Annotated in this window: 21 protein-coding genes; 4 read left to right on the top strand and 17 right to left on the bottom strand. The window is 61.3% G+C overall.

The window, feature by feature from the left end; all coding sequences use genetic code 11:
* Positions 1-79: 79 nt before the first annotated feature.
* The 5 genes from M5C56_RS14445 to M5C56_RS14425 all read right to left on the bottom strand — a co-directional run bounded on the left by M5C56_RS14445 (position 80) and on the right by M5C56_RS14425 (position 5833).
* A complete protein-coding gene (locus M5C56_RS14445; protein ID WP_103498106.1) occupies positions 80-409 on the bottom strand; it encodes a DHCW motif cupin fold protein in 330 nt (109 codons plus the stop codon).
* A gap of 400 nt (positions 410-809) precedes the next feature.
* Positions 810-3179, bottom strand: a complete 2370-nt coding sequence (locus tag M5C56_RS14440; protein ID WP_103498107.1) for a hypothetical protein — start codon at positions 3177-3179, stop codon at positions 810-812.
* A gap of 49 nt (positions 3180-3228) precedes the next feature.
* Positions 3229-3978, bottom strand: coding sequence for an ABC transporter permease (locus M5C56_RS14435; RefSeq protein ID WP_103498108.1), 750 nt, complete (start codon positions 3976-3978; stop codon positions 3229-3231).
* Positions 3979-3986: 8 nt separating this feature from the next.
* Positions 3987-4988: an ABC transporter substrate-binding protein gene (locus M5C56_RS14430; RefSeq protein WP_103498109.1), complete on the bottom strand. Its 1002-nt coding sequence runs from the start codon at positions 4986-4988 to the stop codon at positions 3987-3989.
* Positions 4985-5833: an ABC transporter ATP-binding protein gene (locus M5C56_RS14425; protein WP_103498110.1), complete on the bottom strand. Its 849-nt coding sequence runs from the start codon at positions 5831-5833 to the stop codon at positions 4985-4987. The genes M5C56_RS14430 and M5C56_RS14425 overlap by 4 nt, the downstream gene beginning before the upstream one ends.
* A gap of 141 nt (positions 5834-5974) precedes the next feature.
* Between M5C56_RS14425 and M5C56_RS14420 the strand changes: the two genes are divergently transcribed.
* The gene (locus tag M5C56_RS14420; RefSeq protein ID WP_103498111.1) at positions 5975-6718 is read left to right on the top strand and encodes a GntR family transcriptional regulator; all 744 of its coding nucleotides are present in this window, start codon (positions 5975-5977) and stop codon (positions 6716-6718) included.
* A 99-nt stretch (positions 6719-6817) separates the two neighbouring features.
* On the opposite strand, the gene M5C56_RS14415 is transcribed toward M5C56_RS14420, so the two are convergent.
* The 8 genes from M5C56_RS14415 to M5C56_RS14380 form a co-directional block, all read right to left on the bottom strand.
* A complete protein-coding gene (locus tag M5C56_RS14415; protein ID WP_103498112.1) occupies positions 6818-7489 on the bottom strand; it encodes a methionine ABC transporter permease in 672 nt (223 codons plus the stop codon).
* The gene (locus M5C56_RS14410) at positions 7486-8304 is read right to left on the bottom strand and encodes an ATP-binding cassette domain-containing protein (protein ID WP_103498113.1); all 819 of its coding nucleotides are present in this window, start codon (positions 8302-8304) and stop codon (positions 7486-7488) included. Before M5C56_RS14410 ends, M5C56_RS14415 begins: the two co-directional genes overlap by 4 nt.
* A complete protein-coding gene (locus tag M5C56_RS14405) occupies positions 8301-9116 on the bottom strand; it encodes a MetQ/NlpA family ABC transporter substrate-binding protein (RefSeq protein ID WP_103498114.1) in 816 nt (271 codons plus the stop codon). The genes M5C56_RS14410 and M5C56_RS14405 overlap by 4 nt, the downstream gene beginning before the upstream one ends.
* A 29-nt stretch (positions 9117-9145) precedes the next feature.
* Entirely contained in the window at positions 9146-10183 is a 1038-nt protein-coding gene (locus M5C56_RS14400; protein ID WP_103498115.1) for an isopenicillin N synthase family oxygenase, read from the bottom strand.
* A gap of 172 nt (positions 10184-10355) precedes the next feature.
* The gene (locus M5C56_RS14395; RefSeq protein WP_103498116.1) at positions 10356-11714 is read right to left on the bottom strand and encodes an ATP-binding protein; all 1359 of its coding nucleotides are present in this window, start codon (positions 11712-11714) and stop codon (positions 10356-10358) included.
* Positions 11690-12355 carry a response regulator gene (locus M5C56_RS14390; protein ID WP_103498117.1) on the bottom strand — a complete coding sequence of 222 codons (666 nt, stop codon included), beginning with the start codon at positions 12353-12355 and terminating at the stop codon, positions 11690-11692. The genes M5C56_RS14395 and M5C56_RS14390 overlap by 25 nt, the downstream gene beginning before the upstream one ends.
* 131 nt (positions 12356-12486) lie before the next feature.
* Positions 12487-12936: a hypothetical protein gene (locus M5C56_RS14385; protein ID WP_103498118.1), complete on the bottom strand. Its 450-nt coding sequence runs from the start codon at positions 12934-12936 to the stop codon at positions 12487-12489.
* 28 nt (positions 12937-12964) lie between these two features.
* Positions 12965-13732: a hypothetical protein gene (locus M5C56_RS14380; RefSeq protein WP_103498119.1), complete on the bottom strand. Its 768-nt coding sequence runs from the start codon at positions 13730-13732 to the stop codon at positions 12965-12967.
* A gap of 387 nt (positions 13733-14119) precedes the next feature.
* Here M5C56_RS14380 and M5C56_RS14375 point away from each other — a divergent pair, with 387 nt between their 5' ends.
* Entirely contained in the window at positions 14120-14851 is a 732-nt protein-coding gene (locus M5C56_RS14375; protein WP_177100490.1) for a LuxR family transcriptional regulator, read from the top strand.
* A 74-nt stretch (positions 14852-14925) separates the two neighbouring features.
* Here the strand turns inward: M5C56_RS14375 and M5C56_RS14370 are convergent, their stop codons facing one another.
* Positions 14926-15525, bottom strand: a complete 600-nt coding sequence (locus M5C56_RS14370) for a threonine transporter RhtB (RefSeq protein WP_103498121.1) — start codon at positions 15523-15525, stop codon at positions 14926-14928.
* A 377-nt stretch (positions 15526-15902) separates the two neighbouring features.
* Between M5C56_RS14370 and M5C56_RS14365 the strand changes: the two genes are divergently transcribed.
* Both M5C56_RS14365 and M5C56_RS14360 read left to right on the top strand, forming a co-directional pair.
* On the top strand, positions 15903-16664 hold the full coding sequence (locus M5C56_RS14365; protein WP_103498122.1) for an acyl-homoserine-lactone synthase: 762 nt from the start codon (positions 15903-15905) through the stop codon (positions 16662-16664).
* A gap of 72 nt (positions 16665-16736) precedes the next feature.
* The gene (locus tag M5C56_RS14360; protein ID WP_103498123.1) at positions 16737-17561 is read left to right on the top strand and encodes a helix-turn-helix transcriptional regulator; all 825 of its coding nucleotides are present in this window, start codon (positions 16737-16739) and stop codon (positions 17559-17561) included.
* A 47-nt stretch (positions 17562-17608) separates the two neighbouring features.
* Here M5C56_RS14360 and M5C56_RS14355 read toward each other — a convergent pair whose 3' ends face one another.
* The 3 genes from M5C56_RS14355 to M5C56_RS14345 are packed head-to-tail and all read right to left on the bottom strand — an operon-like array spanning position 17609 to position 23168.
* Positions 17609-20641, bottom strand: a complete 3033-nt coding sequence (locus tag M5C56_RS14355) for an efflux RND transporter permease subunit (protein WP_103498124.1) — start codon at positions 20639-20641, stop codon at positions 17609-17611.
* Complete coding sequence (locus M5C56_RS14350) at positions 20638-21741, bottom strand: efflux RND transporter periplasmic adaptor subunit (protein ID WP_103498125.1); 1104 nt, start codon at positions 21739-21741, stop codon at positions 20638-20640. Before M5C56_RS14350 ends, M5C56_RS14355 begins: the two co-directional genes overlap by 4 nt.
* The gene (locus tag M5C56_RS14345) at positions 21738-23168 is read right to left on the bottom strand and encodes an efflux transporter outer membrane subunit (protein ID WP_103498126.1); all 1431 of its coding nucleotides are present in this window, start codon (positions 23166-23168) and stop codon (positions 21738-21740) included. Before M5C56_RS14345 ends, M5C56_RS14350 begins: the two co-directional genes overlap by 4 nt.
* Between the last annotated feature and the right edge of the window lie 76 nt (positions 23169-23244).

Here is a 23244-nt window from a genome sequence, read left to right as displayed (position 1 = left end):
CAAAGGACGGTCAAGCTCCCACATTTCTAGGCCATGTAATTTCTTAAGGAAATAACCGCCGTCATATTAAACGACGTGCTCAGTCCACAATAAACAACTTGGCCCCGCTGGTAGTGGATGAGCGATGCCCCTCGTTATTGTTGCCGACCTGATAGCTCATCCCCGCAGACAGGATGAACCGACGGCCATCTTCCAGTTCGGTCTCCAGCTCGCCCTCCAGGCACAAGAGGATATGCCCTCTCCAGCACCAGTGGTCGGCCAGGTATCCGGGACTGTACTCGACCATCCGCACACGGGTAGCGCCAAACTGACAAGTCCGCCAATAGGCGGTGCCTGTCTGGCCCGGATGGGCGACGGGCTCGATAGTCGACCAATCAGTCGTACCGAAGGGGATAGCAGTCAGGTCCATGGAGCAGTTCCTTGCCGAGAAGAGCCTCAAACTCTATCAAGCCACCAGGGCGCCAGATAGATACAGATGAACAGGATCGCAGGCATACGCACCTCGAATACTGACGAGACACGAAACCTGTAAAGACTCATTCATCATCCCTTCTGGCGACTTTCCGTCCGCGCCCTTTTAGCCGCCACAAAAGCGACGATCTCTTCAACCTCCCGGGGTGTCAGGGTTCTCTTCAAGTACAACTGCGCAACCTCACACATCCGCTGGACCTCCAGGGCTTCATCGTTATCCGGTGTATTGGCCATCATCTGCTCCTGAGTCCAGCATCCTCGCGATGCCCAAACAGATAGCCTGTTTCAACCCAAGGCGCCAGCCCTGGACGGTTGGCGCCCTGCGCTTCCTGGTCGGCCTACACCGTCAAAAACAACGCCGAAGTCCAGACCCTCGACTGATCCCGCTGCCGTGCGCAGATGAACAACGGATGCTCGCGCCCCGCTTCCAGCTGCAACGCCGCCAGCTCGATCCGCCCTTGTACCTCTCGCGGCAACAACGCATCGGTGGTCCGCTCCAGGGAGACCTTCAACTCCGCCCCCGGCAGTTCCTCGATTACCTGCCCCTGGGCCAGCAGTTGCTCACCGGACAACTCCATCAGCACCGTCGGCGCATGCACATAAGGTTGTGGCTCGGACGGGTCGCCGACCTTGATGTAATTATCGATACGGCTGTGAATCTGCAAGGTCGCCCCCGCCAGTTGCGACAGGTCGATCTCGATGCTGTCGGTATCACCATTGGTATCGGTGCGAAACGCCAGTGTCGTTGCATCCTTGCGCCACACGGTCTGTTCGGGATGATCGAGACCCAATGCGCGGAAGCCCTTGATCACCGCGCCGGTGACCCGGATCTCACCCGTCCAGTAGGCACCGCGATAACGGTCCTTGATCCGTGCACCCCCCAACCGCAGGCGAATGCCGTGCCCCGAGAAACCCAGTTCCTCATGCAGGTTGCGCGACCAGACCCGCTGCTCGCCGTCGAACAACTCGACCTGCTCCCAACCCGCCTCCCCCAGCAAGCGATAATCCAGGCTCGCATCCGCCCGTGCAGTGAACACTTCACCCATAAAGTGCGCACCCTCGCGCAGGCTGGCGAACGAGCGCTCGCCGGTGGTGGCAAAGGTCCGACGGGCACGCAATGCCTTGCCGACGCTGTCACGGTCAAAGCTGTCGGCAACCACCCCGGTCAGCCCGCCACGGGAACCGAACACCGCCGTGGCTGGTACACCGCCACCGCAACGGCCCTGGTGTTCATCGCTGTTGGCGGCAGCTCCCACCCGATATCCACGTTGCAAGGCTTCGGCGTAGACCCAATGGAACTGCCCCCACGCCGAGCCCACTTCAATCAGACGTTCCAGCTCCGGATGATGCCAATCCAGGTTGCAACGACGCCCACCCACGTGCGGCATCATCAGATGGCCTTCGGGGTCCTTGGCATAGGCGGCATACAGCTCGTCCACCGGCCAGGCGCCGGGCTTGATGGTCCCGGCGGTAAACTCGTTCCATTCGAAGGAACGAACCAATCGCCCCTGGTTGTCGAAAGGAAACTCCGGCTTTCGACCGTGCAGGAACACCACATTGCGGTCACCGCCGGCGCAGGAATTGCCGCACCATTCGGTCCCGGGATAGCAGACAAAGCGACCCGGCTCATTGAGCTCGTGGATCAACTTGACCGCCTGGTCCCAGCGCTGCTCGGTGATATTGAAGTCGTTGGCGGTATAACCAAGCACATCGAGCCCGGCGACGTCACGGCCATAACTGAGGTTGTACAAGGTGTCATTGGTGCCCACGGTGTCGTCGGAATGCACATGCAGGTCCGCATAGAGCGGACGCAATGCCGTACCCGCCGGGTCGACCGTCACAAAGGCCCGGGCCCCGCGCACAAACGCCCCCTGCACCTCCGCTGACAAGCGCCACTCGCCTACCGCGCCGAACTTCAACCCCTCAAGCCGGGCAATCGCCCAACCTTCGGCCGCCAGGCGGAACGGCTGTTGCCGCTGTTCGCCTTCAGGACCGGTCAGGGTCAATAGCCCTTCCAGTGGCAGCTGGCGACAGGTATTGCCCCAGGCATCGTCGACCCGCAGCAGCACGTCGAACGCTTCACCCGCGCTGATCAGCCGCGGCACGATCAGTTGCACGCTTTGCGCCGGTCCCGGGACGATATCCAGCAACGGATCACCCGGCACTTCGGCAAACTTCGAGCTGCCCAGCGGGTCGATAAACAAGCGGAAACGGAAGTCCTTCTCGACGAAACTCTGCACCCGCGTACCCGCGCCGCCCTGGCGTCGGTCACCAAGGCGGATGACGATACGGTCGCCAGGATTGAGGTAGCCGTCGACGATATCGATGATCACGGCTTTCTGGAACGGCCGCTCATGGCCCTTCTGGTCAAAGCGCACCTTGAGGTGCTGCACCGTGGCCTGGCTCTGCCCCGGCACCAATTCACCGGCCTGATATTCGGCACTGACGTAGTTGGGACCGGCCGGGTTCGAGGTCTGGAACAACGCCCAGTCGGAGTAGAACTTGAACGCCAGCTTCAACCAGGCACCGTCCGCCAGCCCGCTGCCACCGACCTCGTAGACCAGGGTGATCTCGTCCCATTGGCCGGCCACCAGGGTCTGCCGATCACAGCTGATCGCCCCCAGGAACGGGCGTTGCTTGTTGCGTTCATACAGGCCTTGCGGGGCAATATAGTGCCCGGCTTCGCGGGGATCGAACTGATGACTCACATGACACCTCGTACGGGTTCATTGAAGGTTTGAAGGGGGCACCGGCGACTTATTGCTCGCGCCATTGCTGGTAATGACGCTCGATGCGCCGGAACACAAAGCTCTCCATCAGCCAGGCGGTCAGCCCGATCAGGACAATGCCCAGCAGCACCTGGCTGCTGTTGCCGATCTGGCCACCGGTGGAAACCATCCAGCCGATGCCCCGGGAGGCACCGATCATTTCCGCCGCCACCAGCGCCCGCCAACCCTGGCTGAAGCCGATGCGCAGGGCCGCCGTGACAAACGGCAGCGAGGCCGGCAGGTAGACATGGGCCAGCAACTGCCAGGGGCTGGCCCCCAGCGTGCGGGCCGCGCGGACTTCCCCGCCGCGAATGCCCTGCACGCCCTCCTGGATCGTCACCGCCATGGGGAACACCGCGGCGATAAAGATCACCAGCACGATGGACACATAACCCAGGCCAAAGATGATCATGATCAGCGGCGCCCAGGCGATCGGCGGGATGGCCATGAACAGGCTGTTGAGTGGTGCGATGAAGTCACGGAAGCGCGAAGACAGCCCACCCGCAGCCCCCAGCAGTACGGCGACAATCACCGCCGCGCAGAATCCGCCGAGCTCTTCCAGGACACTGGCTTGCAGGTGCTGCCAGAGCGAGCCGTCGCCCAGCCAACGCAGGGCCTCACGAGCGACGTCCCAGGGTTGCGGCAGGATGTAGGTGGGAAAACGGCTGGCCAGGGCCACCCAGATCAACAGCAGGAACGGCAGCGAGGCCCATCCCCAATTCGGTTTTGGCAAGGACATGGGCAGACTCAGCGCGAAGCTTTTTCCAGGTAGGAGGTGTCGACGATCTGCTCGGTCTTGAGCGTGGTGTCGATAAAACCCAGGTCATGGGAGTAGTTCATCAGGCGCTGGATAAACTGGATGTCCGTGGCCTCCAGGTCCGCCGACCACCCCAGCCGGGTACGGGCCTGGGCAACGATGGTTTCCGGGGCGATGGTCTTGCCGTCCGGTCCTTGCACCGCTTCAAGCTTGAATGCCTCGGCGATGATCCGGTTCGACTCGTCAGGATGTTCGTTGAGAAAGGCAATGGCCTTGCGATGCGCGCGCAGCAGTTTGACCACGTCGTCCGGGCGTTCCTGCAAGGTTTTCGGCAGCGCGATCACCACGTACCAGGGGTACTGGGGCAAGGCCTGGTTGACATCGAACAGGACCCGGCTCGAACCCCGCAGCAAGGATTGGCTGACAAAGGGTTCCCAGGAGAACGCCGCATCGACGATGCCACGCTCCAGGGCCGCGTTCATATTGCCGGGGGGCATGTCGATAATATCGAGATCATGGTCAGGGTTGAGCCCGGCTTTTTCCTTGAGCACATAGCCGCGCAGCAGCACGTCCATGCCGCTGCCCTTCTTCACCCCGGCAAGTTTTTTACCCTTGAGCTCGGCCAGGGCGTTGATCGGGCTTTTGCTGTCGACGATCACCGCCGCCTGGCCGTAATTGACCTTGGCCAGGATCCGGCTCTGCAAGCCTCGGGAAAACCACTGGTACACCGGTGGCGTACCGACATAGGCCACGTCCAGCTCACCGGCCGCCAGCGCCTGCTGGATCACCGGACCATCACCCAGCGCCCGGAGATCCACGTTCAGGCCTTCCTCACGGTAGTACCCCTCCTTGTCCGCGATCAATGCCGGGGCGTTGGCCATGGCAAAGACATACCCCACCCGTAGCGGCTTGGCTTCCCCAGCGACGGCCAATGAACTGCCGGCCATGGCGGCAACCGACAATGAAAGGGCAAGCAGCGTACGTTTGATCATCGGATCGACTCGAGTTCAAGGCAGGGAGAGGGAGAGGAAACACGGGCCTCGGACAGCGCCATGACCTGGGAAATACGCTCCATCAGTTCATTGCGGTAATCGAGGAAAGCCGGCAGGCGGCGGGTTTTCAGATTGGAGCGTGGCCGTGGCAGCCGGATCTTCAGTTCGCTGTGAATACCGCCCGGGGCAATATTGAGGACGATGACCCGGTCCGCCAGGAACACCGCTTCGTCGATATCGTGGGTAATGAACAATACGGTCTGGCCCAGTTCGGCCCAGATGCGCAGGGTTTCTTCATTCATGTGGTTACGGCTGATGGCATCCAGTGCGGCGAACGGCTCATCCATCAGCAAGACCTCCGGCTCCAGCGCCAGGGTACGAGCCAGCGAGACCCGTTGCTGCATCCCGCCGGAAAGCTGATGGGGCAAACGTTGCGCGGCCTGCTCCAAGCCGACCAGGCGCAGGTACTGCATGGCCTGTTCGCGCTGCTGCGACTCGCTGCTATCAGCGGCCATGCGCAAGCCGAAACGGACATTTTCCAGGGCTGTCAGCCAGGGAAACAACTGCGGCGACTGAAACACATAACCCAACTCCGAACGCTCCGGGCTCACCGTGGCCTGGTTCAAACGGATCTGCCCCGCCTGCGGTCGGACAAACCCCGACAACAGGTTCAGCAAGGTGGTCTTGCCACAGCCGGACGGCCCGAGAATTGCGACAAACTCACCGGGGGCGGCACTGAGACTGAAGGAGGAAAACACCCGATGACCATTGGGGTAGCTGAAGCTGATCTGCTCGACGCTCAATGCATCGGCTGGCTGCGGCGCACAAAGGAAGGTTTCTGGCATGGCAAGTGTCGTCAGGTCGTCTACAATGGGAATACATGACATAATACGTATTAATACAAGTTATCCCAATAATCGATTTTTATAACCTTAGAAGTGAAGGCTCCGCCGGGCGCCAGGCTTCTCAGATCACGGAACCCCGCAGTGTCCACGCCCATTCTTCGTGACAGCACCACCTCGCTCTACGAACAGATCGCCCATCAGTTGCTGGAAGAGATTCAACGCGGCGCCTACGAACCCAGTGGCAAGCTGCCCTCGGAGGCCGAGTTGGGCCAGCGCTTTGCGGTGAGCCGGGTGACCATCCGCCTGGCCGTGGGCAAGCTCAGCGACGACGGCGTGGTGGAACGCAAGCAAGGCAAAGGCACCTTCGTCGCGGCCAAGCAGGTCCGCCATGGTCTCGATGCCTTGCGCAGTTTTCATGAGGCGCTGTTGTTGCAAGGCCTCAAGCCGAGCATGCGGGTCCTCGATCATCAGTTGCAGCCGGTGCCCGAGGCGCTGCACGCCCTGTTTGCGGAGACCGACCAGTGCCTGCTGCTGGAGCGCCTGCACTTTGTCGACGACGACCCCATCGCCCTGGGCCGCAGCCATCTGCCGGCCGAACTGGCGAATGTAGTGTGGACGGCTGTCGAGAACCGCCCGATCTATTCGATCCTGGAATCGATCACCGGCGCCCCGGTCACCCGCGCCGATATGGCGATTCGCGCCCAGGAAGCCGACAAGCACCTGGCCAATACCCTGAATGTGAAACGTGGCGCGGCGCTGCTGGTGATGGAGCGCACCTCGTATTTTGCCGATGGCCGCTGCTGTGACCGGACCACCTTTTTTATCCGTCCGGAGCGCTATGCGTTTGTCCTCAGCGGTGTATTCAAATCCAGCCCCGCTTCTTGAAAGCAGAGCCTGGCAATCGACTTCGGTCTCCCCACTCTGCCCTCTCGGACCACCAGGATGCAGTCGCCGATCTCAAGGAATCAGGACTGAGCAAGCGGCTCAGCGCCGATGCGCCAGGGAACGTACCAATCGGTCACCCAGGCTTTGCACGCCCTGCACCAGAATCACCAACACGATCACCGTGGCGACCATCACCTGGTTGTTGAAGCGCTGATAACCATAACGAATCGCCAGATCCCCCAAACCGCCACCGCCGATGACCCCGGCCATGGATGAAAAGCCGATCAGCATCACCAGCGTCAGGGTGATCCCCGCCAGCAAGGCCGGCAGGGCTTCGGGCAACAGTACTTTGAAAATCACATGGCGAATGTCACCGCCCATGGACAGGATCGCTTCGATCCGTCCCTTGTCGACGTCATCCATGGCGTTCTCGACGATACGGGCAAAAAACGGAAAGGCACCGATGGTAATCGGCACCACGGCGGCGGTGCTGCCCAGGGTGGTGCCGACAATCAGCCGGGTCAGTGGAATCAAGGCGATCAACATCACCACGAACGGCAGCGAGCGGCCGAGGTTGACCAGCGCGCTGAGGCTGCTGTTCAAGCGGGGCATGGGGTACAGGCCACGGCGGCGGCTGACAAACAGCAGGACGCCGAGCGGCAAGCCGATCAGCAAGGTGAACAATCCCGCCAACAGCACCATATAAAGCGTTTCGCCCGTGGCATTGAGCAGCAGTTGGAAAATCTCGTTCCAGTCGACGGTTCGATTCATGACGGCTCAGCCCTGCCCCCGCGCTGCTTGAGAAAATCCACCACCTTGGCCAGTTTCAGCGCTGGGACGGCCCTCTTGAACGGCAGGTTGTAGCTCGACAGCAAGGAGCGATCGCGAGACGAATCCCGCTCGGCCGGTAATCTTTCCAGCGGCCCGGACTCCAGCAGCCGCCCCTGATCCAGCACAGCCGCGTGATCGCAGATCGACTTGATCACGTCCAGCTCATGGGTGATCAGCACAATGGTCAGCCCCAACCGGCGATTGATATCGCGCAACAGCTCAAGAATCGATGCCGTGGTTTCCGGGTCGAGGGCGCTGGTGGCTTCATCCGAGAGCAGATAGGCCGGCCGCGCAGCCAGGGCCCGGGCGATGCCTACCCGCTGTTTCTGCCCGCCGGACAGTTGCGAAGGAAACGCCTCGGCCTTGCCCCCCAGGCCGACCAGATCCAGCAGCTCGCGCACCCGCGCCTGGCGAGCGGCCTTGGGGAGACCGGCGATCTCCAGCGGCACGGCGATATTGTCGAAGACATTGCGCGAATGCAGCAGGTTGAATCCCTGGAAGATCATGCCGATGCGCTGGCGCTGTTGGCGCAATGCCTGGTCGGACAGCAGCGTCAGGTCCTGGCCGTCGATCACCACGCGTCCACTGCTGGGACGCTCGAGCAGATTGAGACAACGCAGCAAGGTCGACTTGCCGGCACCGCTACGCCCGACAATCCCGTAGATCGCACCGTCCGGAATGCTCAGGGACACCTGGTCGAGGACCGGCGCCTGTCCTTCGCCGTAGCTTTTGCTCAACTGCTCGACGCTGATCATGGCTGGCGGTCCGCGACCGTCACCGGAATCACAGAGCCCGAGTAAGTGTCGGTGATGAACTCCGCCACCTGGGCTGAGTTGAGGTCCTTGGCCAGCTGTTTGATCCGAGGGTCATCCTGCAGTTTCGGAGTGGTCACCAGGATATTCGCGTAGGGATTGTTCGCCGCCTTTTCCAGGCCCAGGGCATCCTTGGCCGGGGACAGTCCGGCCTCCAGCGCGTAGTTGCCGTTGATCACCACCAGGTCGACATCATCCAGGGCGCGGGGCAACTGCGGCGACTCGATCTCGAGGATCTTCAACTGTTTCGGGTTCTCGGCAATGTCCTTGGGCGTTGCCTGGTCAATGGCCGGATCATTGAAGCCGGGCTTGAGCTTGATCAGGCCATTGTCTTGCAGCAGGTACAGCGCGCGGCTGAGGTTGGTGACATTGTTGGGCAGCGCGACGGTACCTTTTTGTGGCACCTGGTCAAAACTTTTGTGCCGGTGCGAATAGATCCCCAGCGGCTCGATATGCACGGTCGCCGCCACCACGAACTTCTGCCCCAGGGCCTGCTCCTGGGACTTGAGGTACGGCAGGTGCTGGAAGTAGTTGGCGTCGACATCGCCATGGGCCAGCAGCTCATTGGAGTTCACACCGCTGGGAATCTCGATGATCTTGAGGTTCAACTGCGGGTCGATTTTCTGCACATACGCGAGGATCTGTGCGTGGGGCACCGGGTCCGCCGCCACCCGCAGCGGCTCGGCCGCCAGGGCGCCGAACGAAGAGAACAGGCCCGCCCAGACCGCCAGGGTCAATCCGGTTTTTTTCAACATGCTGATAGTCCTTGATCAAATGATGGGGGTCAGGCGCTCAGCGCCTTGGGGAGCAGTGCATCGGCGTAGAAGCGTTGGGCAACATCGGGGTGGGAACGCAGGCGGCCCTTGAGGTAGTTCCAGCCGACATCGCGTAACAGTGGATTGGCTGGATCGCTGGCCGGCCCCCGCGCTTCGCGCAACAGCGCCGTCGGCAAGGGATACAGCGGCACCACCGCATCCAGTTGCGCGCCGAGGAAAAAGGCAATCGACAGGCGCTCGCTGCCCAGTGGCGGAGACTGCACCCGGTGTACCGTGGCCCGCAGATAACCGTTGGTGGCCAGTTCGAGCAATTCGCCGATATTCACCACCAGGGTATTGTCCCGGGGCAACGCATCAATCCAGCGGCCCTCCTCGACCTCCACTTGCAGACCCGCCTGCTGGTCCTGCAAGAGGAAACTGAGGAAGCCGGAATCCTTGTGGGCACCCACGCCCTGGCGGCTTTCGCCTGGTGCGCGGCCGGGGTAGCGGATCAGCTTGATATGTTCATTGGGCCTGTCGCCATACAGCGGGTCGAAAGCCTGTTCGTGCAATGACAGGGCCTGGGCGAAAGCCCGCAGCAGGCGCAGCGACATGGCGGTCATCGCCTGCTGCCATTCCAGCAGCAACGGCTTGAGTCGCGGCAACTCGACAGGCCACAGGTTCGGGCCTTGCAGGCGTGCCCAACGGGGGGTGTTTTCATCCAGCGTCAGGGCTTCACGCTCGGCACCGACATCGAACTGTTCGCACAGGTCCGGCTGGCCCCGGGTGATCTCCGAAGCCGCGCGGTTGTACCCGCGAAAGTGTGGCGAATGGATCATGCCGACCGCGTTTTTCGCCGCCTCGGGCAAGGCGAAGAGCTCCCGGGCGTGGACCTGGACCTGCTGCAACAGCGCGCTGTCGATGCCATGTCCGGTCAGGTAAAAGAAGCCCACGTCCCGCGCGGCATGGCGCAGTGCATCGAGAAAGCCCTGACGCTGCTCGCAACTGCCCTCAAGCAAGGACAGGTCCAGCAAAGGCAGCGCGGTGATGTCCAGCGAGTTCGGCATGGTTCACTCCCCTGTGATTTGAAAAGGTATTCATCCCGCAATCAGTCGAACTGACACGCCGATAAACAGCTGCTCAAGGCAGGGGAAAGACAAGGAACCCAGCGATTGATCAGCACTGGGTTAAAGCTATACGATCTTAAAAACCCTCAATAAATATCTTTTTTGCATTAGCTTAGGCTGTCGTCAGCGGCCACCACAACGAAACCCACAACCCTCGCTGCGCCACCTCATCGCAGTACGCCAGGCGGATACGCGCTCCGCTACGCTCGGCAATGGCCTTGACAATGGACAGCCCCAGCCCGGAGCCGACTGCCTGGCTGCCCAGGCTGCGATAGAAGGGATCGAACACCCGCTCGCGCTCTTCAACGCTGATACCGGGGCCGTTGTCCTTGACCTGCAATAGCACTCCACCCTGCTCCCGGCTGACCCATAGGTCGACACGGCCACCGGCGGGCGTATAACGAATGGCGTTGTCCACCAGATTCCTGACCAGCGCCAGCAGGTCGATCTCGCTGAGCGCCAGGTGCACGTCCTCTGCCCCTTCGACACCGATATCGATCTGCTTGAGTTCGGCCAGCGGCAATAAGTCCTCCAGTACCCGACGATAGACCGCGTGCACCGAGACCGGCGCACTGGACGGCATCGCGTTCGACTGGGCGGTGGCCAGCGCCAACAGTTGCTCGATCAGGCTCTTGCCCCGCTCGATGCCCCGCCGCAAGACAAACAGGCGCTCCCGGGCCAGACCCGACATCTCGCTGGCAGCCAGCCGCTCCGCTTGCAGGGACAGTGCAGTCAGCGGCGAACGCAATTCGTGGGCGGCGTCAGCAACAAAACGCTGTTGGCTTTCCATCGACTGGGCGACCCGGCCGAGCAGGCGATTGATCGCCAGCACAAAGGGCCGGACTTCTGCCGGAACATGATTTTCGTCAATCGCGTGGAGCTCCTGCTCGCCACGCCGATCGATCTCCGCCGCCAGCACCGTGATAGGCCGGAACAACTTGCGCAACAGGTCAGCCACCACCAGCAGCAGCACGGGAAACAGGATCAGAAACGGCAACAGGCCGCGCCAGGCACTTTCACGGGCATCCCTGTCACGGATACCGGTTTCCTGGGCCACCGCGATGCGCTGACCGTTGCCCAAGGTCCTGACCAGCACCCGGAACGGTTCGCCAGCAACCGTCAGCGTCGACAGGCCATCGGCCAGGGTCGCCGGTAGCGGCAGCGGTCCACCGGTCTCGACATTGGCCGGGGCTCGCTTGTCATCGCCCAGATACTGCACGGTCACCCGGGACTCTTCATCGTCGCCGGCAACCACGCCCTCCGGCCGTGGATAGGCCAGCGTCATCTGCTGGCGTTCGAACAGCACGGCCACCTGATGCAGGGTGTTGTCCTGCATTTCGAGGGCCTCGTCGAAAGCCGAGACAAAGGCAAAGACTCCGGCCAGCAGGGCGACGATCAGAATAGCCAGCGACAGCGAGACCGACAGCCTGAGCTGGACCGACTCACTCAGGCGTTTTTTGAAACCATCCATCCCATGCCCCTGACGTTCTTGATCACGTGGCTGCCCAGTTTGCGCCGCAAGCCGTGGATCAGAAACTCCACCGCGTTGCTTTCCACTTCGTTGTCCCAACCATAGATCCGGTCTTCCAGATCGCTGCGCGAGAGAATCGCCCCCGGTCGGATCAGCAGGGCCTGCAACAAGGCAAACTCGCGACTGGAGAGCTGGACCTCGGGGATTGCCTCGGTACTGGCTTGTTTCGAGATCAGGTCGAGGGAGACCACGCCGTTGCTCAGTTGCGACAGCGCGGTACCACCCTTGCGGCGCAGGACGGCGCGCATGCGCGCGAGCAATTCAGCCATGTCGAAAGGTTTGAGCAGATAGTCGTCGGCACCGCCATCCAGGCCCTCCAGGCGATCATCGAGGCTGTCGCGGGCGGTGATGATCAACAGCGGCACGCCGTTACCGCGAGCGCGAATACAACCCAGCACTTCGAGCCCGTCCTTGCCCGGCAAGCCGAGATCGAGCAGCACCAGGTCATAGTGCTGGGTGTCCAGCGCCGTGAGGGCGGTCGTGCCGTTGTTGACCCAGTCGGCGGCGTAACTGGCATCCATCAATGCGCCCTGGATCGCCTCGCCGATCATGGGATCGTCTTCGACCAGCAATACCCGCATATCCCTCTCCGCTAAAAAAAGACTCGGCGCTCATCCTGCGTGATGATTGCCGAGCCTGCATTGAAGCATCTGTTCACCCGTGCACGAAGCGATTTATCCGGCCAACAAAATTCGAACCGGGTGACTCAAGATCATTTTTTACCTTGCATGGCGTTGAAGGTTTTCAGCAACTCATCCATCGTCGCCTTGCAGTCGGCCTGTTTCGGGCTGCCGGCACGCAGGGCATCCAGCGAGTTGTCGATGGCCTTGTCGAGCACGTGCCAATCACTCGCGGCACGCGGCTTGAGGCCGGCTTCGGCGGAGTCCCAGGCCAGCTCCAGGTCCTTGATCCGCGTCTTGGCGCCCGCCAGATCGTTCTTCTCGACCAGGGCGGCGACATCGACGGCAATGTTCTGGAAGGCCGACAGGTCGCCGAGTTTCGAGGCCGTGGCCTGGCTTGCTGCCACAGGTGCGCTGGCCGTGCCCGGTGCCGCGGCAACCTTGGCCGCGTCAGTGGGTTTGGAGCAGCCGGCGGCCAGGCCGAGGAAGGCAATCACGGAAAGAACAGCGGCTTTGCGCATAACGGATTGAACGTTGAACATGACAATTCCTTGGGTGTATTTGAATGGGTTATTGAGTGGCGAGCTTGCGGTTGCCGACGCTGAACTGCGCGACGACCACCAGGATCAGGATGACACTGAGGAAGATCGCGCTGGTCCAGGCGGCGCCCATGCCCAGGCCGCCGTAGGTCTTGGCCTGGGTCAGCAGGTCGCCCAGGGAGGCACCGAACGGACGGGTAAGGATGTAGGCGATCCAGAAAGTCAGCACTGCGTTACCGCCCAGGCGCCAGGCGATCAGGGTCAAGGCGATCAACCCGGCGAAAATCAGCGAACCGAGGGTGAAGCCAAGCCCCAGGGCCTCGGTGGCCAGGTCGCCCGCCGCCGTACCGAGAGCAAAGGTGCAGAGCACTGTCGTCCAGTAGAACCACTCCCGGCGCGGCGTAACGATTTCATTGATCGAAAGGTTGCGTTCGCGGGCATACCAGATGCCGAAATTGATCGCCAGCAACACCGAGAAGATCGCCGTGCTGACATACAGGCTGATGCCCAGCTTGTCCGTGAGCAGGTCGGTGATCTGCGTCCCGACCACACTCACCAGCACCACGCTGAGCCAATAGATCCAAGGGGTGTAGGCATGGGTTCGCAACTGGCCGAACAAGGCGATGGCCAGCAGTACGGCCATGCCGATGCTGGTCAGGCCCTGCCCCAGGCCGGCGTCGACGGCGAGGAAATCGGCCGCGGTTTCGCCCACGGTGGTGGACATGATCTTGATCACCCAGAAGGACAGTGTCACTTCCGGAACCTTGTTCAGCCAGTCGGCTGTGGTCAGCGCTTTCATCTGCGGGCGTCTCCTTAACGGCGCCACAATCGGCGCAGGGAGGAGACTACCCAGGTAAACTTAGCTGAGACTGAGGGGGCGGCGCTATCGACCGGTTCCGTCAGGCCTGAGGGAGGAATGAAGAGAGCGGCGCTCTGATCCCATTACATCCCCCTGCGATTATCCCGAAACTCTTAATACGCCCTTAATCATCGAGGAAACTTGACCACTTGGCCGAGCCGACGAAAGCACAAAGCGTCAAAAATAAGTGATTTAATCGCCCTTGCGTCAAATTATGTTTTCTATTTGACACATATTGAAATGGTTTTCGGGCGATGCTATAAGTCAGACACACCCCATTTGGATCCATATAACAGAGCACATCCAGCCAACCGGAGCCCGCTTGTCATGCCTAAACTCCGCACAATCAAACATACGTTTGACTTGGTTAGAGAAGTTGAGAACAACATCCCTGGGGCCAGCACAAAAACCTATGTAGATGTCTTGACCTGGGTATTCTATAAACTGGAAATAACACGATTTGCCTATGTCTACCTCGATTCGCACTTAGTTGATAACGGTGATATCTCGATCCATAGCAGCTACCCCGCCGAATGGGTTGAGACCTACCGCAAGCAGGCGCTCTACAAGTCCGACCCGGTGATGGCCAACGCGGCCATCACTTCGCGGCCGTTCTTCTGGACGACGGTAAACGATTGCACTCATGCGCCCAGCAAAGTCTTCGAACAATCCGCGCGCTATGGCATTGATCAAGGCTTCAGCATTCCCCTTCATGAACCCGGCAGCGCCTTTGGTTCCCTGCACCTGCCCTGTGTTGAGGGCGACCCTGACTTTGATCGTATCGTCCAGTCGAACATGTTCCTGATCAAGGCCATCGGGACCATTGCCCATCAATATCGACCGATTGAGGTGAGCCAGGAAGAGCTCCTCTCGCTGAGTCCCAGGGAAATTGAATTCCTCCACTGGCTGGCCCTCGGCAAGAATTACCAGGAAATCGGCCTGATCATGAATATCACTGAAAGGACGGTGAAATTCTACGCCAAGAAAATCACCGAAAAAATGGGCTGTACCAATGTCAAGCAGGCCATGGTCAAGGCCATTCGGCACAATATCTTTTAACTGTCCACGCTCGAGTCGCCCCCCTTCATCGCCGCACAGGTCTCGCACTTGCGGGGCCGACTCACGTGTTCTCATCACGCCAATATTACTTTCGAGGCCAAGTTATACAACGCCATACTGGCAAACAAACCAATGACCAATGAAACAAATCTATTGACCCGATTACCAGATATTATCGATGGCAGATTGCGCCCAAAGACCGTTCCCAGTCCCACCCAAACAATCCCCACGGGAAGAATAACCAGGGAGAAGATCGCCATGAATGAAAGATAACTTTCCAGGTGCATGAAGGTTCCGGCGGGGGCAACGAACGAAGCAAAAAACAGCCCTTTCGGATTGGTCAGTGTCGCCAGGAACAGCGCCGAAACCGAGATGGCAGCGGGCTTGCCTGACGTATCCAGATGCACCGAAAACCACAGCTTCAGCGAAATGTAGAACAGGAAAACCACCGCGAGGATCTTCGTCGCCACCACCACCCAGCCGTAATTGGCGGTCAGCGCATCGATGGATATACCCCAGGCGGAAATCTGGATCAGGTAGGCCATCCATTCGGCAAGAATCAACTTCAGCGAATAACCGCCCAGACCGCGACTGACCCCAGACTGCAGCAGCAGCGAATTGGTCGGCCCTGGCACCAGTAATACCGTGAGCATTGCAATTGCAATGTAATACATGACCCCCCCCCGAAAATCCAAAATAGATTTATTTTCCAGTCGACTTATTTTCCAGAGTGGAAAATCCGTTTTCCTATTAACAGCAAAAACACCCTTGCCTTTGTTGCAGCTTGATGAATTCGCGTCCAGACTCTTCAAATAGAAGGCCAACTCGTGAGCATTGTCACAGCGACGGGGACCACCTTCTTATAATCCCCCCACCCATCACAGTTATCGTACAACCTGCCAAACACCGATAAACAGCCGGATCAGCGAAAGTCTCACGACGACAATTAAACAGTACTTTGCCCTCGCCAGCCACCTGCACTTAAGTACAGTTGCCGCGCTTATACAGGATCACTATAAATAAGCACCTCCTCCCTATCCGCGACGTACTTATGATCGGCTATTTCCCTCACTCGTACATTTTCTCCGAGCACTCGTACATTTTCTCCGACGTGCATATCGCTATCGCCAGCTACAGCGAACTGCCGACCCAGGCATTAGAGCAAATACTCAGTATCCGCAAAGCCGCTTTTATCGATCGCCGGAAATGGGATATTGAAAGCTACGCCGGCAGCGATTATGAATTCGATGAATATGACAATGATGATGCGATCTATATTTACTCCCACAAAGGGCCACTGGTGACCGGTTGTGTCAGACTTCGCCCCTCCTGTAAACCGACCCTGATGTGTGGCGCCTTGAGCTTCATGCTCAGTGACGATCTGTCCAGGCCCGACCCGTTTGACTGCTGGGAGGCCACCCGCTTTGCGCTGTTGAGCACCGACACATCGAGCAACGACTTCAGCAAGACCAAAGTTGATTTTCGTACCGCCGCACTGTTCATGGCAATGTTACAGTTTGCCCGTAGCCAAGAGGTCAGCACTTATGAGGTTATTGTAGATGCCATGATGGAAAAAATTCTAAGGCGCTCTGGCTGGGCCCTCCATCGACACAATGTGGCACAAGGCAGCAAGGGTGAGAAAGTCATCTATGGCACCTTGGAGTGTACGCCCAGAATCTATGACAATATGCTCAAGATAAATCATATGCAGTGCCTGACAGGCGATCAGCTGCCGTTGATTGCATTGCCTGCGGTCGATTACGGCGCGACTCATTTAAGCAACGCAACTCGTTATATGACCCAAATAAACTAATACGTACCAATAATCCTCATGGACCGTGGGCGGCGCTTGCCGATGTGCCCAGAATAAAAAAATGGAGAACGGATGAACTTGCAAAGACTTTTCCCGTCAGTCGGCAAAGTGATTGCCAGCACCGGCAACCGTAATTTTCCGCGCGTGCTGCATGACCTGATTGCTGCCCAACTGCCCGTCGACGCCACGCACATCACCGAGCTGCGGATCGACACCGCGAATGCCGCACAGTCGATCACCTCGAGTATCGGTGGCGTGGGCATCAGCCCGATCTGCACCGACACCCTGATGAATGCCTCGTCGGTCAAGCAGCCCGCCCAGCCAGGCGACGACACCTGGCCGGCACCTCAAACCGAGCTGGCCTGCTGCCAGCGAGCGTCCACGCAGCACGCTTCCCCCAACCACCTGCACCTGATATGCCGCACGAAAAATCGCTGCTACGCGCTGTCGGTCTATCGATCCAATCCGTCCCTGGGATTTTCCACGCAGGAACGCGCGCTCCTCCAGGATTTCTCCTGCCTGTTGCTGCCCATGATAGGCGAGCATATCGAGGCCCTGTTGCCGACGCCGGTCCGTCAGGAAGCCCTCTCGATCACCCAGGAGCTGGAAAACGGCGGCATGGATGCCTTGCGTCAGCGCTTTATCGAACGCCTGGAGATGTCCGGGTTGAATCTGTCCTCACGGGAAACCGAAGTCTGCGTCGGCCTGCTGGCCGGGCGTACGGCACCGGAACTGGCCGACCAGCTGGCGCTACGGGTCAATACAGTGGAAAGCTATCTCAAGCGTGCCTCCATCAAGATGGGCATCGGCGGTCGTCGTTCGCTGATCCGCTGGATGCATTCGGCGGACGCCAGGACGGGCCCGGAAAACACCCTCGCCCTGCAAAACGCCCTCTGACGTTTTGCTCTCATTCGTGAAAACACCTCGATAGCAGCCTGTTGCATCTATCGAGGTGTGCGAAAGAACCGCTTGACCCCTTCAAGCCCATCATCGACATACGTAAAGATCACCGGCACCACCAACAGGCTGAGCACCGTCGAGGCCAACAGGCCGCCGATCACCACCACCGCCATCGGCTGGCGGAAACTCGACTCCCCTCCCCATCCCAGCGCCGTCGGCAGCATGCCCGCGCCCATTGCGATGGTGGTCATCAGAATCGGCTGCGCCCGTTTGTGGCAGGCATCGATCAACGCCTCATAGCGGCTCATGCCCTGGTCACGACGGGCCATGATCGCGTACTCCACCAATAGAATAGAGTTCTTGGTCACGATCCCCATCAGCATCAGCAAGCCGATGACCGAGGCCAGGGAAAAGCTCATCCCACCGATCAACAGCGCCAACAAGGCTCCGCCCAACGACAGGGGCAAGGCCGAGAGGATGGTCAGCGGCTGCATGAAGTCATGGAACAGCAGCACCAGCACCGAATAGACACAGAACACGCCGACGGCCATGGCCAGGCTGAAGTTGCCGAACAACTCGCTCATCAACTGCAACTCGCCCTGCTCCACCAGTTTCACTTGGGCCGGCAGGTGCTGCATCACCGGCAACTGCCTGGCCTGCTCCATCACCTCGCCCAGATTGCGCCCATTGAGTTCAATGGACAGGGTGATATTGCGCAGGCGATCGAGCCGATCGATCTGCGCCGGGCCGCTGCCCATGCTGATCTGCCCCAGGGAAGCCAGCGCGACCTGGCCGTCACGGCCCTTGACCCGCAACTGGGCGATGGTCTCCAGGTCACTGCGCACCTGCGGTTGCATGCGCACCCGGACATCCACCTGGCGCTGGGACAGATTGATCTTGCCCAGGGACGATGAAAAATCGCCGTAGGTGGCCATGCGCAAGGTGTCGGCAATGTCCTGGCTACTGATACCTTGTTCGGCTGCGCGGACAAAATCCGGACGCATCTGGATTTCCGGGCGCTGCACTGCCGTGCTCGACGTCACGTTGCCGATGCCCTTGAGTTGCCGCAACTGCGGCTCAAGGGCCGTGGCGGTACGCTCGAGCAAGTCGCCGTCATCGCTGGCCAGGACGATTTGCAGGCGTTCGCCACTGCCGTCGCCGCCGACATTGACCCGCACCCCGGGCAACCCCCGCAGGGCGTCGCGCATCTTCGCTTCGACCGCCGACTGTTTGAGCTCGCGCTGGTTGCGCGGTAGCAGGTCGACGGTCAGGACCGACTTGCGATTACCACCGCCGGCAATATCGCCACTGCCCACTGCGGCGAAAACGTGGGCCACTTCGGCGATGGCGCGCAGGCGCGCATCGGCCTGCAGGGTGATCGCCGCCGTCTGCGCCAGGCTGCTGCCCGGCGGCAATTCCAGGCTGATGGTGCTGCGGGCATTGTCCTGGGCCGGCAGAAAGCTGGTGGGCAGCAGCGGAATCAGCGCCAGGGAGCCGAGCAACAGCACACTGACCAGGGCCATGGTGGCCTTGCGCCGGGTCAGGCTGGCGTGGATCCAGCCCAGGTAACGAGTCATCAAGCGGCTGTCATGCTCGACATGCGGCCCGGCCTTGAGCACATACGCCGCCATCATCGGCGTCAACAAGCGCGCCACCAACAGGGAAAAGATCAACGCCGTGCTGGCGGTCACGCCGAACTGCCGGAACAGCTTGCCGGAAATCCCGCCCATAAAGGCCGTGGGCAGGAACACCGCCACCAGGGTCACGGTGGTTGCCAGCACCGCCAGGCCGATTTCGTCGGAAGCCTCGATCGCCGCCTGCCGTGGACTTTTGCCCATACGCAGGTGCCGCGCGATGTTCTCCACCTCGACGATGGCATCGTCCACCAGGATGCCGATCACCAGGGCCAGGGCCAACAGGGAAATGGTGTTGAGGGTGAAGCCAGCGAAATACATCACGCCGAAGGTCGGGATGATCGACAGCGGCAGTGCCGTGGCAACGACAATGGTGGCCCGCCAGTCCCGCAGAAACCACCAGACCACCAGGACGGCCAGCAACATGCCCTCGTACAACAGCGCCATGGAACCGCGATAGTTGTCCAGCACCGGTGCAACGGTGTTACTCGCCTCTTCGACGTGAATATCCTCGTGTTGCCCGGCAAACCGGCTCATCGCCTGGCGGACATCGGCGGTCACCCCGACGTCGGAAAAGCCCAGGGAGCGGATCACCTGGAAACCGATCAGCGGCTGGCCGTCGCGATAAGCCCGGGTGCTGCGCTCGGCATGGGTATCACGCACCGTGGCCAACTGCTGCAAGGCGAGCATGCGCCCGTCACTGATGGGAATGCGGATGGCCCCGAGCGCCGCCGGATCGTCGATAGCGCCGAGGATGCGCAAGGCCTGCTGGCCGCTGCCGAGGTCACCCTGGCCGCCGGAATTGTCTTTCTGCATGGCCCGCAGGCGGCTGGCCACGTCGTTCACGCTCAGGCCCAGGCCGGCCATCATCGCCGGGTCGAGGTCGACCTGGACTTCGCGGTCCACGCCACCGACCCGGACGATCTTGGCCACCCCGCGTACCGCCAGCAGTTGCTTGCTCAGTTCATTGTCGACAAACCACGACAAGGCCTCTTCGTCCATCCGCGGTGCGCCGATGACATAGGTCAGCAGCGCCGAGGTATTGGTGGTCAGGCGCGATACCGACGGCGTATCGAGGTTCGCCGGCAACTCCGGCGTGGCGCTGTCCACCGCATTGCGCACCTCATTGAGGGCTTCGTTGCCGTCCTTGTCGATGGCAAAGGTCACGTTGATGCTCACGCTGCCGTCGGCAATCAGCGTGGTGACATGTTGCAACAGCCGTAGCGAGGTCAGTTTGTCCTCGATCTTGCGTGCCACCTCGGTTTCCAGTTGCTCGGGCGCCGCGCCTTCCAGCGAGGCACTGATGACGACTGTGGGCAGATCGGTGTCCGGGAAGTCCTGGATGCCGAGGCGTTCCAGGCCGAACACACCGAACAGGGTAAGCAGCACGAACAGCATGACCGCCGGGACCGGATAACGAATCGACAACGCGGAAATATTCATCGGGCCAGGGCCTCGCTGCCGACCAGGGTCACACTCGCCCCGTCACTGAGGAATGCGCCGCCACTGCGCACGATCCGCGCCTGTTCCGCCAGGCCGCCGACGATCTCCAGCGCCTGCCCGCGACGGCGCCCGACCTCTACGCCCTGTTGGTTGACATGCATGTCCTGGCCCAGCACAAACACGTAGGAACGCCCATCGCGCAGGACCACGGCGGTGTCCGGAACGGTCAGCGCCGCACGGGTCGGCAGTTCGATACGGCCGCTGGCGTACATGCCGGCCCGCGCCATGGAGCCCCTCGGCAAGGACACATAGACCAGCGCCCGGCTGGTCTTGCTGTCGAGTACCGGCGAGACCAGCCGCACCCGCCCTTCGACCTGCGTGCCACCTGGCAGCGTCACGCGGGCGGGCTGGCCGGCCCGCACTCCCGACAACTGTTGCGCGTCCAGTTCAGCCTGCCATTCAATACGGCCATCACGAATCATCCGGAACAGTTCGGCGCCAGCCGCCACCACGTCGCCGAGCAAGGCCTTGCGGGCGGAGATGATCCCGTCGTCCACCGCGACGATGCGGGTCTGTGTCAGCTTGATGCGGGTGGTGCGCAGGTCGGCGTTCGCCGCCGCCAGATTGGCCTCGGCGGTCTGCACCTTGACCCGATATTCTTCCAGTTGCTGCTCCGACAAGGCCCCGCTCTGCCCGACCAATGCCGCACGCCGCGCATTGGAACGGGCCTCCTGCAACTGCGCAACGGCCTGGGCGACCGCGGCTTTCTGCTTGTTTTCCTCGGCCAGCACGCTGTCATCGGCCAAGGTCGCGAGCACCTGGCCCTGCTTCACCCGGTCACCGATATCGGCGTTCAAGCTGGCGATGCGCAGGCTGCCGGTTTCGGCACTGATCACGGCTTCCTGCCAGGGCGCGAGCGCACCGCTGGCCAGCAACTCCTGCGGCCAGTCTTCGCGGCGCGGCTGAACCGTCTCGACACTCAGGCTGGTGGCCGGCACGACCGCGGCAGCCGGTGCCGAGGCGGCGCGGCCAAACAGCAGCCACCCCGAAAGTGCCAGGGCGGCAACCGCCAGCAGCCCATAACCCAGGCTCGGCTTCATGCCCCGCCTCGCGTCGGCGCGGCGCCGGCAAGTCCCGCGCGATTATCCTGCCAGCCACCGCCCAGGGCCTTGTACAGCGCGATCCAGTAGCGCACCTGATTCTGCTGCAAGGTGATCAGCTCGATCTGCGCCGACAACGCCGAACGACGGGCCAACTCACGATCCAGCAGGCTGGCATTGCCGGCGTGCCAGTTACGATCGATGGCCTGGAAATATTCCTGGTAACCGTCGGTGGCGCGCTGCGCATCGACTTCCGAATGCCGCGTGGCATCCAGGCGCACCAGCGACTGCTCGACCTCCATGACCGCCGTGCGCAGGGTCTGTCGATAGGTCGCCAGGGCCGCGTCGTACCCGGCCCGGGCCGAGTCGACCGCAGCCCGGCGCTTGCCACCATCGAACAGGGGCACGCTGAGTTGCGGGCCGAGGCTCCAGTTCCGGCTGTAGGCGCCGCTGGTGTTGCCCACGGCAAACGAGCCGACCAGGCTCAGGCTCGGTAGTCGGTCGGCCTGGGCAGCGCCGATCTGTGCATTCGCCGCGGCCAGTTCGCGTTCGCTGGAGGCCAGGTCCGGGCGCTGGCGCAACAGGTTGGCGGGAATTTCCCGCACGTCCAGCAACGCCGGCTCGGGCAGCCGCGCCGGCGTCTGGGCGAGCACTTCGCGCACCTGTTCTTCGGCGCCGCCGGTCAGGGCCACCAGGCTCTTGAGCAACACATCACACTCGCTTTGCTGATTGGTCAGGGTCGCGCTGCTGGCGGCGGCGCTGGCATCGGTCAGCGCGGCGTCGGCGGCGGAGGTGAAGCCGGCCTGGAACGACAGCCGGGTCAGGCGTGCGGTCTGGTCCTGGGATTGCGCCTGGTCTCGGTAAGCGTTCACCAGCATCTGGCAGCCGCGGTATTGCACGAAGTCATCACCGACCTCGGCGGCCAGCGACACCCGGGCGTCGTGCCAGTCATCGACACGGGCCTCAAGCAAGTTGCGCGACGCTTCGTCGTTGCGCCGCAGCTTGCCGAACAGATCCAGTTCCCAGGCCGCATCAAGGGTGGCACCGGAGGTGGTGCCGCGCTGCTTCAACCCGCTCTGGCGCAGGCCGGCCCGGGCCTTGGTCAGCCCGCCGTTGAGCTGCGGCTGGGCGTCGGCGATGCTGCCGGCCAGGGTTGCGCGGGCCTGGGCGATACGCGCCAGGGCCCGATCAAGGGAAGGGCTGTCCGCCTCGGCCAGCTGCAGCAGGGTCGCCAGCGCCGGGTCATTGAACTGCTGCCACCAATCGTGCAACCCCACCACCGTTGCCCCATGGGGCAACGGCGCATGCCACTGGCGGGCCACGGCCACTGCCGGCAAGTGGTAATCCGGCCCCAAGGTACAACCGCCCAACAGCGTCGCGAACAACATCGACAGCAGGCGGTGGGCGGCAGGTTTGGCGATAGGCATAACGCTCTCGAAGACACCTAGGCACAGGCGTCCTGGGAAATAGGAAAACGGGTGATGGCGCAGACGGCTACGAGGG

The sequence above is a fragment of the Pseudomonas sp. MWU13-2862 genome (assembly GCF_023242495.1).
In the GTDB taxonomy this organism is placed as follows: Bacteria; Pseudomonadota; Gammaproteobacteria; order Pseudomonadales; family Pseudomonadaceae; genus Aquipseudomonas; species Aquipseudomonas gingeri_D.
This window is presented reverse-complemented; position numbering and strand designations above follow the sequence as displayed.